14 protein-coding genes are annotated in these 14449 nt (G+C 38.5%); 5 read left to right on the top strand and 9 right to left on the bottom strand.

From position 1 onward, the window contains the following. Positions 1-94: 94 nt before the first annotated feature. From AC0VX1_RS12720 to cdaS, 8 genes are all read right to left on the bottom strand, one after another. Complete coding sequence (locus AC0VX1_RS12720) at positions 95-2083, bottom strand: acetoacetate--CoA ligase (protein WP_413021202.1); 1989 nt, start codon at positions 2081-2083, stop codon at positions 95-97. Positions 2084-2191: 108 nt separating this feature from the next. Further along, the gene (locus AC0VX1_RS12715) at positions 2192-3463 is read right to left on the bottom strand and encodes an ATP-binding protein (RefSeq protein ID WP_475471768.1); all 1272 of its coding nucleotides are present in this window, start codon (positions 3461-3463) and stop codon (positions 2192-2194) included. A 377-nt stretch (positions 3464-3840) separates the two neighbouring features. Next, positions 3841-4173: a (2Fe-2S) ferredoxin domain-containing protein gene (locus AC0VX1_RS12710; RefSeq protein WP_413021198.1), complete on the bottom strand. Its 333-nt coding sequence runs from the start codon at positions 4171-4173 to the stop codon at positions 3841-3843. Between the two features lie 588 nt (positions 4174-4761). After that, positions 4762-5904 (bottom strand): acyl-CoA dehydrogenase family protein, encoded by a 1143-nt coding sequence (locus tag AC0VX1_RS12705; RefSeq protein WP_475471553.1) that lies wholly within the window; start codon positions 5902-5904, stop codon positions 4762-4764. A gap of 116 nt (positions 5905-6020) precedes the next feature. Further along, entirely contained in the window at positions 6021-7268 is a 1248-nt protein-coding gene (locus AC0VX1_RS12700; RefSeq protein WP_034311978.1) for a GTPase family protein, read from the bottom strand. A 117-nt stretch (positions 7269-7385) separates the two neighbouring features. Then, complete coding sequence (locus AC0VX1_RS12695; RefSeq protein WP_052137416.1) at positions 7386-8138, bottom strand: PadR family transcriptional regulator; 753 nt, start codon at positions 8136-8138, stop codon at positions 7386-7388. A gap of 229 nt (positions 8139-8367) precedes the next feature. Next, positions 8368-9114: a type I methionyl aminopeptidase gene (gene map / locus AC0VX1_RS12690; protein WP_475471551.1), complete on the bottom strand. Its 747-nt coding sequence runs from the start codon at positions 9112-9114 to the stop codon at positions 8368-8370. Positions 9115-9382: 268 nt separating this feature from the next. After that, positions 9383-10003, bottom strand: coding sequence for a sporulation-specific diadenylate cyclase CdaS (gene cdaS / locus AC0VX1_RS12685; RefSeq protein WP_413021190.1), 621 nt, complete (start codon positions 10001-10003; stop codon positions 9383-9385). A 272-nt stretch (positions 10004-10275) separates the two neighbouring features. Here cdaS and AC0VX1_RS12680 point away from each other — a divergent pair, with 272 nt between their 5' ends. Beyond that, positions 10276-10596, top strand: a complete 321-nt coding sequence (locus AC0VX1_RS12680) for a 2Fe-2S iron-sulfur cluster-binding protein (protein WP_095678412.1) — start codon at positions 10276-10278, stop codon at positions 10594-10596. Between the two features lie 97 nt (positions 10597-10693). Here the strand turns inward: AC0VX1_RS12680 and AC0VX1_RS12675 are convergent, their stop codons facing one another. Beyond that, entirely contained in the window at positions 10694-11074 is a 381-nt protein-coding gene (locus AC0VX1_RS12675) for a VOC family protein (protein ID WP_053535009.1), read from the bottom strand. A gap of 851 nt (positions 11075-11925) precedes the next feature. On the opposite strand from AC0VX1_RS12675, the gene AC0VX1_RS12670 reads away from it, so the two are divergent. From AC0VX1_RS12670 to AC0VX1_RS12655, 4 genes are all read left to right on the top strand, one after another. After that, entirely contained in the window at positions 11926-12393 is a 468-nt protein-coding gene (locus AC0VX1_RS12670; RefSeq protein WP_475471549.1) for a DinB family protein, read from the top strand. A gap of 62 nt (positions 12394-12455) precedes the next feature. Continuing rightward, positions 12456-12869: a VOC family protein gene (locus tag AC0VX1_RS12665; protein ID WP_475471548.1), complete on the top strand. Its 414-nt coding sequence runs from the start codon at positions 12456-12458 to the stop codon at positions 12867-12869. A 286-nt stretch (positions 12870-13155) separates the two neighbouring features. Beyond that, the gene (locus tag AC0VX1_RS12660; RefSeq protein ID WP_475471546.1) at positions 13156-13656 is read left to right on the top strand and encodes a VOC family protein; all 501 of its coding nucleotides are present in this window, start codon (positions 13156-13158) and stop codon (positions 13654-13656) included. A 163-nt stretch (positions 13657-13819) separates the two neighbouring features. Further along, on the top strand, positions 13820-14371 hold the full coding sequence (locus AC0VX1_RS12655; RefSeq protein ID WP_475471545.1) for a DUF402 domain-containing protein: 552 nt from the start codon (positions 13820-13822) through the stop codon (positions 14369-14371). Positions 14372-14449 lie beyond the last annotated feature (78 nt).

Here is a 14449-nt window from a genome sequence, read left to right as displayed (position 1 = left end):
TTAGTTTGGTGTCTAACATTTACGGGGCAGTTCAACTCGATATTCATCGAGATTGTCTACAGTTTGAGATGAAGCTTTTTGCTCCGCCTGAATTCTAGAATATTTTTTTCTCATTCAACTCGAGTGCCAATTCTTTAAAAAACTGTAGCGATTCTGGATTTCCCATGGAGTCTGCATTCACTACTTTATCAAACTCGAAACCTAATAATACTTTACGTATCGGGACTTCCATTTTCTTTCCGTTCAACGTTTTAGGAATTTGTTCAACGACATGGATTTGGTCAGGGATAAAGCGAGGGGATACATGCCCTCTGATTTGTTCCTTGATTTTTGCCGTCAATGCTGCATCCAGACTTTCCCCGGGCTTAAGGACTACGAACAACAGCAGTGAGGAACCGCGGCCAAGCACTTCCCTATCAATGACTAGGCTTTCCATTACCTCGTCTATCGCTTCGACGACCCGGTAGATATCGCTAGTTCCCATCCGTACACCAGAACGATTGATGGTCGAGTCGGAACGTCCATAAATGATACAGCTGCCCTTGTCGTCGATCTTTATCCAATCACCATGTTTCCATATGCCAGGATACGTATCGAAATAACTCTCGTAGTATCTTTTCCCATCTTGATCATTCCAGAAATAAAGCGGCATGGACGGCATCGGTTTGGTAATGACCAATTCACCTACTTCATTAATCAATGTTTGACCATGCTCATCAAAGGCTTCCGCACAAACACCCAATGCCCTTCCTTGTATCTCTCCGATTCTCACGGGCAATGTTGGAACACCGCCCACAAATCCGGCACATACATCGGTCCCGCCACTGGATGAACTGAGCCAGATATCCTTCTTGACATTTTCATACACCCATTTATAACCGTCTCCAGATAATGGAGCTCCAGTTGAAAAAAGAGCCCTCAATTTCGATAAATCATATTTCCCCAGGGGCTTGTTTCCTAACTTCATGGAATTCGTAAGGAATGGTGCACTTGTTCCAAAGAAAGTCATGCCTGTATCTTCCGCCAATTTCCAAAGAACATCCATATTCGGAAAAGAAGGACTGCCGTCATAAAGGACGATGGTCCCTTCATTAAGCAAACCACCCATAAGGAGATTCCACATCATCCAGCCTGTCGTCGTAAACCAGAATACGGTATCCTCGGAAGTCATGCCTTGATGGATTCTTGTTGATTTGAAATGCTCCAATAATATACCGCCATGTCCTTGTACAATCGGTTTTGGCATCCCGGTTGTACCTGATGAATAGAGAATCCAAAGCGGATGATCGAAAGGAACACTTTCAAAAGATAATTCTGCCTTTTCTTTTAATAGGTCATCCCAAGGAACTGTATCTGCCAGATTCACTTCAAAAATCTTTTTTTCTATGTAAGGAACCAGCACGGTATGCTTGACAGTGACCAATTCCTGTTTAAGCTGGGAGACGACCGATGTTTTATCATATACATTTCCATTGTACTGATATCCATCAACCGCCAGTAATACAACTGGTTCAATCTGTTTGAAACGATCTATGACGCTTCTTGCCCCAAAGTCAGGTGAACAACTGGACCAGATGGCACCTATGCTCACTGTTGCCAAGAAGGCTATGACCGCTTCAGGTATGTTTGGCATAAAGGCAACAACGCGGTCACCGGATTTCACACCAAGTTTCCTTAATGAATGGGCGACAGATGCCACTTTTTCTTTCAGCTCTTTCCAGCTAACCTCTTGCTGCCTGATATGTTCGGAGCGAAAAAAAATCGCCGTTTTCTCTTCTTGATCATTCAATAATGCATTTTCAGCATAATTAAGCCTTGCCCCCTCGAACCAATTCGCACCTGGCATAGATTGCTCCGCTAAAACCCTGTCATATGTCCTGCCGGCTTTTACATCACAATAATCCCAAATTGAAGCCCAAAATTGCTCCAGTTCATCTACCGACCATTTCCATAATTCATGATAGTCATGAAATGTTAAACCTTTCTTTTCTTTTAACCATTTCACATATTGAGTCAATACCGTTTGCTCGATTTGTTCCTTTGTCGGTTCCCAAATGATTTGTCCATCTGTAAGCGATTTCATGCAATCATCTCCCTTAGGTATCAAATGCGTCATTGAATCATTTCATAATATTGGTAGTTTACTTAAATTGTAATCTATGAGTTTTAAAACTGTCAATTTACACTAAACTCAATTAGGCTCGTATTTATGTATGGGCAGGTTAATGGAGAAACATGTCCCTTTCCCTTGTACACTTGACACATGTACCGTACCATCCATGCTTTTGATAACGCTATATGAAACCATCATACCCAACCCCGTCCCTTTATTTTTTGTCGTGAAGTAAGGCTCACCTAAACGGTATATCTGTTCCTGTGTCATTCCAATTCCCTGATCTTGGATTTTAATTTGGATGGTGGAGGCAGCACGAATTAAATCTATGTATATTTCGCCAGCATGGTCCATCGATTCTATGCCATTCTTTAGGATATTGAACAAGCACTGCTGGAATTTCTTCCTTTCCCCCATGATAGAATAAGCTCCATCTTCGATTAGTGATAACTTCAATTCTGTTCCATTATTGTTAGCGAGGGGTTTTATGCTGTTCACGACATGCTGAATTTCCTCTGATACCCTTAATCGCTCCGTGTTTTCAGGGCTTATGGAAGCAAATGTCAAATAGTCATTAATGACATCCGTGGCCCGATCCAATTCCTTCAGTGCAATATTTACATATCTGACCTTTGTATGGGAAGTAACGTCTTCGCTTAACATTTGTATATATCCCCTGGTAACTGTAAGGGGATTTCTGACTTCATGAGATATGCTTGCAGCAAGATGACTAACGATTTGCAATTTTTCCGCTTTCACTAATTTTTCGAGAACCTGAAAATTAGTGAGGATGACCTCCCATAGTAAGATTACAACAACAATTCCAATGACTTGGATCGTGAAGTATTGTTTCCATAGACTTATGCCGATAGTAAGTTCAAATACTACTGTTGAAATAAACTGCGTGAGAATATGTACAATGAAGATTAATGATATACCGATGAGAATTTTTTTACTGACAGAGAGTTTCAAATAGTATTTAGATATAAAAAACAAGGAAACACCCACTAGTGGAAAAGTGATGCATGATATATAAAATCCATTATCACCCCCTGATAAATAGCGGATAACAAGAGTGATGACTATCAATATGATTCCTAACCGATAGCCTCCATATAAACCGCCTAACAGAAAAGGGATCCATCTAAGGTCCCAAACAAAATCCTCTTCTATAACAACGGGAAATAGCATGCATAGAACAAGTGAAAGAATAGGGAAAATCGATAGGAAGGATCCTTTTAATGCATCTAAACGGTATACGTACTTCACTAGATAGCTCATTTGCAATAAAAAGATCGGAAAAAGGATAAGTAAAAAGTTAATCAGTAAATCTTTGGTCATAAGATTCATTTTCACACCGAACTTTCGATATTTTTCGAAGATTTAGACAGGCATATCAATCATATCAAGATAGATAATGATAAGCTAGTTAAATTATTATGAGGTAAATAAAAGTTACCTCTTCCGCCAACCAGGAAAGAATTTGAGGTAATGTTATATAAAAAATACCCGTTCTTAAAGAACGGGTATTTTTTTCATATTGGTAAAACTGTTGAATTTTCTAAGAGAACAATTTTCAATTAGGATTAATGGGGAGATGTAAACTTTATTGATTAAATTATCGACTGATGGGTAAAAATAATCAGTCCACTGAATATCGCCATTTTTTCTTCCAGAAAAGCGTTATATGCAGAAACCCTTTTTATATAGAAGTGAGATGTTACAGTTCATTCACTCTTCTGGTTCTTGAATGTTTTCCCATCATGATAATAAAGTTCAGAACCTAGATGAACATTGTCAGTTCCTTCCAATTTATGAATAAGCTCTTTACTTTTTGTTTTATCCATTTCTTTATACCAGGTTCCTTGTGGATATAGAATAGCGATCGGACCATGCTTGCATTGGCCGTTGCATAATGTTTTTGTTGTGTGAATCTCCTTTTGTAGTTCTAAGTTTTTCAATTCCCCCCTAATCGTCTCTGTTACTTCTTCTGCTCCATTTTTCGTGCATGTTTTCCCGTTGCAAATTAATAGATGTTTGCTAACCCCAACTAAGTTCATATAAATTCCCCATTTCCTTTTTATTTGACCTCTATAGCAAATGGATCGCTATTGACTTTATCATAAAACTTAAATCCTCCTCAAATTTTTATCAACCTCAAACTCTATCGGACTAACCTGATGACAAGGTTTCCTGGTTTACTATCAATAAACGCATTATAAGAGTTTTCCACAGGATGTATGGAAACAATGGTAAACCATACCCGGGTAAAGTATATGTTACTCTAAAAGAAATCGTGCTACAATTCGCACGTTCTTTTTTTAATGTTATGGTACATGTCTGATTAAATTCCACTTCAACGGTTCTTTTCTCTACACTACCTTCAATCGGTTTATTGCACTTGCCATAAAACACAAAAAAGCCAAGCGCCGATTCAGGGACTTTCTAATCCTATTTTCTCCCGAATTCCAGAAAAAATAAATTTTGTTCTAGTTTTCCCCACACTCTAGAAGTCTTACATGTGTATGGAAAAATGACTACACCTAATCATGCCCTTAAAACAAAAACACAAATTAATGTTAGAAAAAGAACAGGAAAAAACACTGAAACGATCATTTCAGTGCCATCAAAAAATATTTGAATAAGAATTAATAAAGAGCTGATTTTGCGAGCGTGGTGATTGTTGCATCATCCATCGGAGGATTATGGAGTCCTGCGCGTACATCCCTATAGTAGCGTTGCAGGGGATTGTTTCTTTGTAAACTTTTGGCTCCGACGACTCTCATCGCTTTATCGACGATGGAGATCGATTTGTTGACGACCGATAACTTAACTGCCCCCAATTGCTTCGATAATTCATCATGATCTTCAGGCTGCCGCACCCATTTTTCTGCGACAGAGTAGAGGAAATGGTGTGCTTCACCCAATTCCAGTTCCATCTCCCCGATTGTACGTTGAACATTCGGAAGATCCCTGATTGGTCCTGGCAAGCTATTTGGAGAATAGGTTTTCGCAAATTCGACTGCGTAATTTCTGGCAGCCACTGCGATTCCCAAGTAGCAAGCCGGTATATGTAATAGCCACGCTTCAGGTTTTCTTTTTTCACCAGGATTGCTTTTCATGACATAATACTTTTCAGGCAGGCTGACATCATTTAACACCAGATCATGACTTCCTGTCCCCTGCATGGAAATCATATCCCAAGTTTCTTCTATACTTACCCCCTTTACATCACGATGAACTAAAAATGTGCCAAGTCGCTCATCCTCGGGAACCCATGCCGTTACGAGAAAAATATCAAGGACAGGAGAGAGTGTAGTAAAAGTCTTTCTGCCATTCAAATTCCATTGATTACCCTTTTTGATCGCGATGGTTTCCGGTCGGCCTCCGCGCGTCGGACTCCCCGTTCCAGCCTCAGATGCTGCCGTATTGATTAGTGCACCTTTCGACACTTCATCATACAATTCTTTCATGACTCCTTTTTCCCAAGGTCTCTTCTCTGATAAGGAAAGTACCGTTCCGACATGCCAGCCTATTCCTAAGGCTGTTGGGCCGCAATATTGAGCTATTTTTTCTTGGCATAGGAGAAAATCATATAAGGAACCGCCATATCCCCCATACTCTTTAGCTAATGTTAATTGGGGGTATCCGAATTCCTTTAACTCCTGAATGTTTTCATAAGGAAACCCCTTTGAATCATCAAGTGCCTCAGATCGGCCGGAAAACAACTGAATCGCATCCTCTAATTTTTGTAAATAGTCTTTTTGCTTCTGTGATTGAAAAAACGACATGAAGATCATCCCTCCTCTAGTAAACAAAAATCTTGAACCATCCAGCAGCAGATACAGAACTGCTAACTCCACTTTATCATATCACCTTAGTGTAGTTTATGGTTCGAATCTGCATATTAAGAGTCAATGTCTTCATTTTTATATTCTTTGTTCGCGTTCTTGTATGCCTCCTTCGCCTGATCAATATTCTTGTTTTCTAGAAAGTAAGCTATCGCGGCTTGCCCGATTCCATAAGTGACGGCACCCGCTACCGCTCCGGAAACGACTAGACCAGCTCCTGGGATGAAACGGACTGCAGCCCTGACACCTTCCCTGACAAGGAGTCCGATGCCAACATTGATTCCTAACGCTGCAATGAATTCACTTGCCGTTTTCGTATTGATTTCTTTATCCGCGATAAAACCAATCACCACAATCATCAAACCCTGAATGCCGGTCAAAATGGGAAAATCGGCAAAAGGTATTGGCTCTGCACCGATTAGACCTGCGATTGCCGTAAACGTTCCCACTATCGTCCGCGCGAATTTCTTCTTAACGAATTGGCTCTGCATCGCTTTGGCAGTTTTCAGCTTCGCTTCACTGGGTAAGGCCTCAATTAAGTAATCAGAAAGCAAATCTATGTTCCAACGCATATCATATTCAATATTTCCGCTTTCATCAAAATCAATATACGAACAAGTAGGGATAATGTTCAAAAGTGGTATTTCACTATCTTTAAATCGTTTTGACATCAAAGCGATGGCTTCATCAATATTCTTTTTTTTCTTAGGATTGGCATCAAAAGGTACTTGTTTATAATGTGGCGGATCTAATTCATCCACTTGTGTGACCACACAGATGACAGGAACATCATAATGGTGATTCTCTTTAACGATCTTGCGCAGCTTATTCAATTCTTGTAAATCTTCTTCAATACGTGAATCCGCTTCTTTCGCTTTAATCAAGAAAAGAAACACATCAGGCTGTTCTTCAGTCACCGCTTTTATCAATTCATCCAATGGTGTATCTTCCTCGAACTCTTCCGTAGGAGCTTCACTCTCACCCAGACCGCGTGAGTCCAGCAAACGAATTTTGGGTTCGGCATCACTCGGGTACCATAACCATTTCCCCTTACCCGTTCCAGATTTAACGGAACTGACATATTGCCGTTCCTGACCAAACATCGCATTGATCAGTGAGGATTTTCCAGACCCTCTTCTACCGACAAGAGCAATTCGCGGTTCCCTTGCATCAACAGTCATCGTTTTAAGCTTTAAGAGCTGGTCGAGCATTTTGGTCTTTTTCGATTGTGAAATTGGGAGCTTATCTACCTGGCCTTTAATGAAACTGAATATGCTTCCCATTTCATCTTGTTTTTCCGCCATCACTCATTCCCCCTTTTTAAGAAGTGTCTTAAGTAACATTTACCCTTGAACGATTCAATTTAAGCATGTAACTTCATTCTACTTGCAAATTAAGGGGCTCCATTTTGGTCTAATCATTTAACTCTTTTCTTTTAAGAACATAACGACACTGGCCATGTATTTTTGAATTTCCTGGACTTGAAAGGCCGCAGAATCCGCAATCTGTTTGTAATGATGCTGTCCTTCATCGGTTATTCGTAAATACCGTTTAGTTCGTTTTTCACTTTCCCACCTGCCGACAAGTAGGCCGTTCTCTTCCATTTCATGAGATAAATCGTATAAATAGCCATTTGAAGCGATCCAGCCGAACTGATTTTTAAGCAGATCGCCAATTTCCCCCATATAAATGGGTTTCTTAGTGAAAGCGGCTTTTAAAGTTACATAACGGACAAGGTCCTTCACCGATATTATTTTCGAGAAATAAGACCTGTATTCTTCTGGAAGCTCATTTACAACCGGTGGGTTTTCACCAGATCCCCTTAAATCGAACATGAAGCGATCAATGACCTTTTTCACTTCGGAAAACCGTTCCAGGAAATTTTCTTGATACCATATGTAAAGCTCTTTGCCTTTTTCCGTTATTTGATAATAATTTCTTCCCTTATTCGTATATAATGATAAATGATTGGATTCGACTAGCGTATTCGATATTTTACATAAATAGTCATAGCTATGCACTTTTCCAGTGAACGTATTTTTCAGGTCCTGATGAATCGCCCTTGGATAATTCGCTTTTATCCTCAAAGAGTGAAGTAAGAAAATCGTTAAAAATTCGCGCTGGCTCAACCCCACGGTTTCTACCGTCGCAGACAGTTTCTCCCCTTTCTTCACAGTCATTCCCCCCTTAATACTGTATATAATTAAATATTTCTTCCTTCCCCTTATTATCCTGTGCTGCCACATAATAGTAAAGTTTTTAATGCCAAACTGCCTAGTACTAATTTTTTGGATTCGATCTATTGTGGGATAGGAGAATTCCGAATATTCTGTCGAGGTTTATTGTGAAATAGTTTAAAGCAAAAAAAGAAACGGCCTTATCATAGGCCGTTTCTTTTTTTGCTTACTGTTCCGTTAAAATGATCGGATCTTCTTTTGTAATGACGAGGGTATGTTCATATTGGGCGGAAAGCTTTCCATCTGCCGTTCTCGCCGTCCAGCCGTCTTGGTCCATTTTCATATGCCATGTTCCTGCATTCAGCATAGGCTCAATCGTGATGACCATGCCCTCTTTTAAACGGGCACCTTTACCTGGCTTACCATAATGTAGGACGGTAGGGTCCTCGTGCATGGTTTTGCCGATTCCGTGTCCTGTAAAATCGCGGACAACAGAAAACTTTTCACCTTCTGCATAAGACTGGATTGCATGCCCAATGTCCCCGAGACGATTTCCTGCCCGTGCAACTTCAATGCCTCTATATAAAGCATTCTTGGTTACATCCATTAAGCGCCGAGCTTCTTCGGAAACTTCTCCGACTGCATATGTCCAAGCTGAGTCCGCCAAACCTCCGTTAAGGTTCACCACCATATCGATCGTGACGATGTCTCCCTCTTTTAGGGCTTTCTTTTGCGGAAACCCGTGACAAATCACATCATTCACTGAGGCACATGTTGCATATTTATAGCCGTTATAGCCCTTTTGTTCAGGTGTAGCACCATGCGCTGCCAAATATTGATCGACAAATTCCTCGATTTCCCAAGTCGTGATACCCGGTTTTATCATTTTTGCAATTTCTCTATGCGTCGCAGCAAGAAGTTTGCCCGCTTCATGCATCAAATTTATTTCTCGTTCACTTTTAATGGTTATCATGTAAAATCCTCTTTCGTTTTATAACTTATCTGCTTGAGACTCCTTATTTATCATATGCCTTTTTTTATATAAAAAGCAACCAAAAACCCGGTAAAAATCACCGGGTTGATTAATTCATGAAATTTTCTGTACCTGTAATTCTGATAAAATAAGCAAAATTACAAAAGCCTAAAAAGGATCCAGCGATTACTTATTTACGCGATTGAATATTCCAGGGGTGAATTACCTGGAACATGATAATTACCCTGTGACTTATGTCTTAATAATTCTATATAGGCCCGTGTGTATTAATTGGGTACAGTTTCCCATTCATTGCAAATGAAACTCTTCCTGTTTCCTCTGATACTACCAATACAAGGGCATCACTCCGTTCAGATAAACCCAAAGCAGAGCGGTGGCGTGTTCCCAGTTTCTTTCCCCCGGTTGACATGTCTGAAAGTGGAAGGACATTTGCTGCGGAAACAATCTGATTTTGACTAACCAAAACGGCACCATCATGCAGTGGATTTCCAGGAAAAAAAATCGATTCCAATAAAGAATGGGTTAACTCCGCTCCTATAGTAATACCGGGTTGAATCAATGAATCAAGGGGATCTCCCCGTTGAATCACAATCAACCCGCCATGTCTCAAATTCGATAAATTTTGAACGCAAGTTGATAATTCGGGATATTTGTCCGTAAATGGTGACAAGTAACAGTTTAGATAAAATGTTGCTGCTTTCATATCAATGTAGATGAATTTATCCTTTATTTTCTCGAAATTTCCAAGAAGACAATAATTTTCATCACCCATTGCTTCTAAGTTATCCTGTAATGCCGATATTACTTGGCGTATCTCCTCTTTTAACGTTTGTTTCATTGGTGAAAAATCACAATGTCCATTATTCACAGGCATGCACCTCCCTTTAATTATTCTACTCTTTTTTTCAATGGATCTTAATTCCCACTAAAAGACCATTCTTATTTTCCCTAGCTCTATTTATTCCTTTTTACATTAATAATTATGAATGTACTTAAAGTTTGTCTTCACGATAATTAATTATTCATCTTTACTATAAATCAGCAGTGACTTCACATTTTTTTATGTCATATGGACAAGGTAAGAGAATAGATATATTAATGACCTGTTGATAGATATCCTATAATAAGAGGTGGTATTAGATGCCTTATGTAACAGTATTAGACCAAGGAACGTTTGAAGTTGAAATGGGAAAAAAATTAGTATTGGCATTGGAAGATAACGGGATAAATATTCTCCACCGATGCGGTGGGAAAGCTAAGTGTACAACTTGCAGAGTGGAAATATTGGCAGGTGATTTTTTGGAGGTTACACATAAAGAAAAAAAGGTCTTTGAGGAAAAAGGAATGGAAGATCATTTGCGTTTATCTTGTCAAATTTACGTGAATGGAGACATAACAATTCGGCCGATCAAAACGGTTGAGAACTCTGGACTTCCTGCTGGGCCAAGGCCTGAAGACTAAATGTTTCATAAAGAGTGTAGTTTGATCAAAAAACATCAAAACGACTAAAAATATTTTTTCTAGTCGTTTTGATGTTTTTTATCTTTAGCTAAATGATTTACTTCTTTTCCATGACCGCAAAGTAATTATCTTCATTATCAGCAAAATTGAAGACTCTTCCAGATGGCATATTTACAAGTTCTCCCACTTTGATATTCTTCTCCGAAAAGTCTTTATATAATTCATCAAGATTATCCGAGTAAAACATTAATGAAGGTGTAGCAAGATTTAATTCAGGCTGCATTTTAGCAATGAATTCCTTATTATGCAGGATGATACTCGTTTGTGCATCCTTTGTTGGTGCTATTTCAATCCATCTTAACCCTTGGCCGTTATCTTCTTCAGAAATTACGCTAAATCCGAATTTTTCCGTCCAAAATTTCAATGACTCATCTTGGTTATTAACGTATAACATAATTTGACCGACTTTATTAATCATTGGCTTCTCTCCCTTTCTGCTGGTTCCGTTATTAATTGAATCATTTATGTATAAGCATCATGCTGGTTGGGAAAATATAACTGATTAAATCGTATAATAAATGAAAGATTTAAGCAATATTTACAAAAATTGAATTTTTCCTCTTTTGGGAAGGTTTTTGAAAACCAACACAATTGTTTATGGGAAGCGGATATCTCTTACGAACTTTGCTTAATTGTTTCTTTTACATATTCCAAGAAATCTGTATGTGCCGGATTCCCTTCCAGATGTTGAGCTACCACAGTCAATGGCTTAAAACTCTATCTCTCTTTTTGGAGTAAAGAACCGTCTCTGTTTTATTGCCCCTATTCACTTCATCAAGTGCAGAAGAAAAATGATATACAGAATCATATTCATACCATTTATAATCTTGATTTATATTCCTTTTTATAACTTCTCCAATATACGCTCCTATCCTTACCACAAAATTATCAAAATGATTCTTTAAAAGTTCCCTACCCATTTGAGTAGTGCTTAATCATTTCGTATAAGTATCTATATAACGAATGCTTTCAATAGTAAAATCTAAATTTCTCTTTGTTAGGTTCTCTTGATCCCAAGTATCACTGACACATCCTGATACTTTAATTTCGCAATGCCTTTTAAATCATTTTTTATTAATTTAGTTTTATTTAATGAACCGTACATATGACATTTCCCCTTTTTACTTTATCTATTGGTTAATTATATATTAATGGAATTGCTCCATTGTTTATTAAAAAAAGCTATGCATTCTTTATATTCAGGAATTTGCAGGACTTTTCGATTTTTCACAGAACTTTTATACAGAGTATTGATCAAAGGAGAGTGAAATGGTGGTTCTTTCGAAAGAGGGTTTGTTAAATATATTGGAAGGCAACAGGAGATTGACGTTGCGGGTGGTTGAAGCTTTCCCTGAAAAGGAATTATTTAATTATACACCGGCCGGGAAGCTTCGCCCTTTCGCAGAGATGGTTAAAGAAGTCATGAACATTGAGACTGGATATATGCGTGGAATTGCACTGGGTATTTGGGAGTTTCCAGATTCCTTTGCTGGAATTTCCACCAAAGAAGAACTCGTATCAGCATGCGAAACAGTAAGGAATGAGACGAGGAAATTGTGGGAGGAAATGACCGAGGAAACGCTTGGAGTGGTTGAAAAAGATCCTTTTTTTGGTCCCTCACAAAGCCACTTTGATAGACTTCAATATGCCTTGGAAAATGAGATCCACCATAGGGGACAGGGTTATATTTATCTTAGAACCCTTGGAATTGAACCACCGGAATTTTTCGTAAGGTAATCATGCCTTAAGTAATAAATTGGGAGCATTGAAAAATAAATAAGAAAATAGGAGTGAGATACATGTCAGTTGATGCATATCTTAATTTTAATGGGAATTGTCGACAAGCAGTAGAGTTCTACGCAGAGGTTTTTGGAACGGAACAACCAAATATCATGACCTTTGGGGAAACACCGCCTAATCCGGAATTTCCCCTTCCAGAAGATGCGAAAGATTTAGTCATGCATACAAGGCTTACTATTAATGGTAGCAATATCATGTTTTCAGATACTTTTCCTGGTATGCCTTTTGTAGAAGGAAATAATATCAGCCTGGCATATGTCGGTAATGATGTGGAGGAAATTAAATCGATCTTTAACAAACTAAGTGAAGGCGGCACGGTTGGTCTAGAGCTGCAGGAAACATTCTGGAGTAAAATTTACGGTCAGTTAACCGATAAATTCGGAATCAAATGGCAATTTAACTTCGAAAGCTGAGAAACGGAATTTGGATATAGGACTTTTCACGGTTGAAAAGTTTCTATATCCTTTTGTATTTCCATCACCATGAGAAGGATATTGTAACAAGCAAAGGAATAAGGGGATTAGTTAAATAATCGGTTGGAAAACACAAAACACAACCTAACTTTACATCATTATCTTGGTTCAGGATAAAAGGTGTATAGTGAAAGGGTACTTTCAAGGTATTTAATCTTATCTTATCGAATCAATTCTCATATCCTGACCATAATAGCAAGGATGAAAACAATAAAGGAGAATAATCATGAAAAACAAAATTCAAAAAATCACAACTAACCTTTGGTTTGATTCACAAGCCGAAGAGGCGGCGATGTTCTACACATCCATCTTTGAAAATTCTAAGATCGGAAGAATCACTAGCTATGGAAATGAAGGAAATCAAATCCATGGAAAGACAATGGGTTCTGTGATGACCGTGGAATTTGAATTGGAAGGACAAACATTCGTAGCATTGAATGGCGGTCCTCAATTCAAATTCACAGAGGCAATATCATTTATCATCCATTGCGAGGATCAAAAAGAATTGGACTATTATTGGGGGAAACTCTCGGAAGGCGGAGATGAAAAGGCGCAAGTGTGCGGTTGGCTGAAAGATCAATTTGGTGTGTCATGGCAAATCATCCCAGAAAGTCTAACCGAGATGGTGAACGACTCCAATCCTGAAAAATCGGAAAGAATGATGAAGGCGTTGCTCCAAATGAAGAAAATTGACATTAAAACTTTAGAGCAGGCGTATCAAGGATAAGTTCCAATAAACAACATTCTGATTAGGCAGAAGAGTGAACGATTTTGAAATAGTTAAAGCCTAATTTCTCGGTACTTGTGAAATTAGGTTTTGATATTTACCAAAGTAGAAAAGAAACAAATGGCATAATGATCTAGATGGTTTTTAAGGGAGAAATAAAAAGATGGACAAAATATATACAACACCACTTCAACTGGGCAATGAAATAATTGAAAGAAAAATCCGCTATGACTCTTTAGTTGTAGAACATACCTGTATGCTATTAAACGCACAAAATCATCATGTCGTGCTTTTTCATGAAATCATGGATGCGTTCACGATGAAAGCGGGTCCCATAGAATTAAACATACCCATTGGAAGTTATACGATAGCTTATTATTGGAAAGACCGCCCTTATAATTTATACATTTGGAGAGATAATGAAGGCAATTATTTAGGTTCCTATTTCAATATTGTAAAAAATACATATATGGCGGATAAGTTGTTATCCTTTGAGGATTTGATCATTGATATCATGGTGCTTCCGGATGGGTCACATTTTATTTTGGACGAGGAAGAGTTACCTGTGCCCTTAGAGCAATTTGAGAGTGGTTCTGTTAAACAAGCCTTAAACTCTTTACTTGATTCCATTGATATCTTTCTTTCACAAATCATTGAGGAATCCGGGAAACTCTATAAACATACTGACCTCCTTCCATGGTTGAACAATAAATGACAATCGTTTTGATTCTTTGAACTCCGCAAAAGAGGTAACATTACCATGAACAAAAAGCCTACTTCATTCAGTAGGCTT

This window comes from Peribacillus sp. QJM3NY_7 (genome assembly GCF_056173225.1).
This window is presented reverse-complemented; position numbering and strand designations above follow the sequence as displayed.

Bases quoted from the DNA above. Each gene is read 5' to 3' on its own strand.
- map (WP_475471551.1), bottom strand. From the start codon at position 9,114: ATGATAACCATTAAAAGTGAACGAGAAATAAATTTGATGCATGAAGCG.
- AC0VX1_RS12670 (WP_475471549.1), top strand. From the start codon at position 11,926: ATGGTGGTTCTTTCGAAAGAGGGTTTGTTAAATATATTGGAAGGCAAC.
- AC0VX1_RS12660 (WP_475471546.1), top strand. From the start codon at position 13,156: ATGAAAAACAAAATTCAAAAAATCACAACTAACCTTTGGTTTGATTCA.
- AC0VX1_RS12665 (WP_475471548.1), top strand. From the start codon at position 12,456: ATGTCAGTTGATGCATATCTTAATTTTAATGGGAATTGTCGACAAGCA.
- AC0VX1_RS12710 (WP_413021198.1), bottom strand. From the start codon at position 4,173: ATGAACTTAGTTGGGGTTAGCAAACATCTATTAATTTGCAACGGGAAA.
- AC0VX1_RS12705 (WP_475471553.1), bottom strand. From the start codon at position 5,904: ATGTCGTTTTTTCAATCACAGAAGCAAAAAGACTATTTACAAAAATTA.
- AC0VX1_RS12700 (WP_034311978.1), bottom strand. From the start codon at position 7,268: ATGGCGGAAAAACAAGATGAAATGGGAAGCATATTCAGTTTCATTAAA.
- AC0VX1_RS12675 (WP_053535009.1), bottom strand. From the start codon at position 11,074: ATGATTAATAAAGTCGGTCAAATTATGTTATACGTTAATAACCAAGAT.
- AC0VX1_RS12655 (WP_475471545.1), top strand. From the start codon at position 13,820: ATGGACAAAATATATACAACACCACTTCAACTGGGCAATGAAATAATT.
- AC0VX1_RS12720 (WP_413021202.1), bottom strand. From the start codon at position 2,083: ATGAAATCGCTTACAGATGGACAAATCATTTGGGAACCGACAAAGGAA.
- AC0VX1_RS12680 (WP_095678412.1), top strand. From the start codon at position 10,276: ATGCCTTATGTAACAGTATTAGACCAAGGAACGTTTGAAGTTGAAATG.
- AC0VX1_RS12715 (WP_475471768.1), bottom strand. From the start codon at position 3,463: ATGAATCTTATGACCAAAGATTTACTGATTAACTTTTTACTTATCCTT.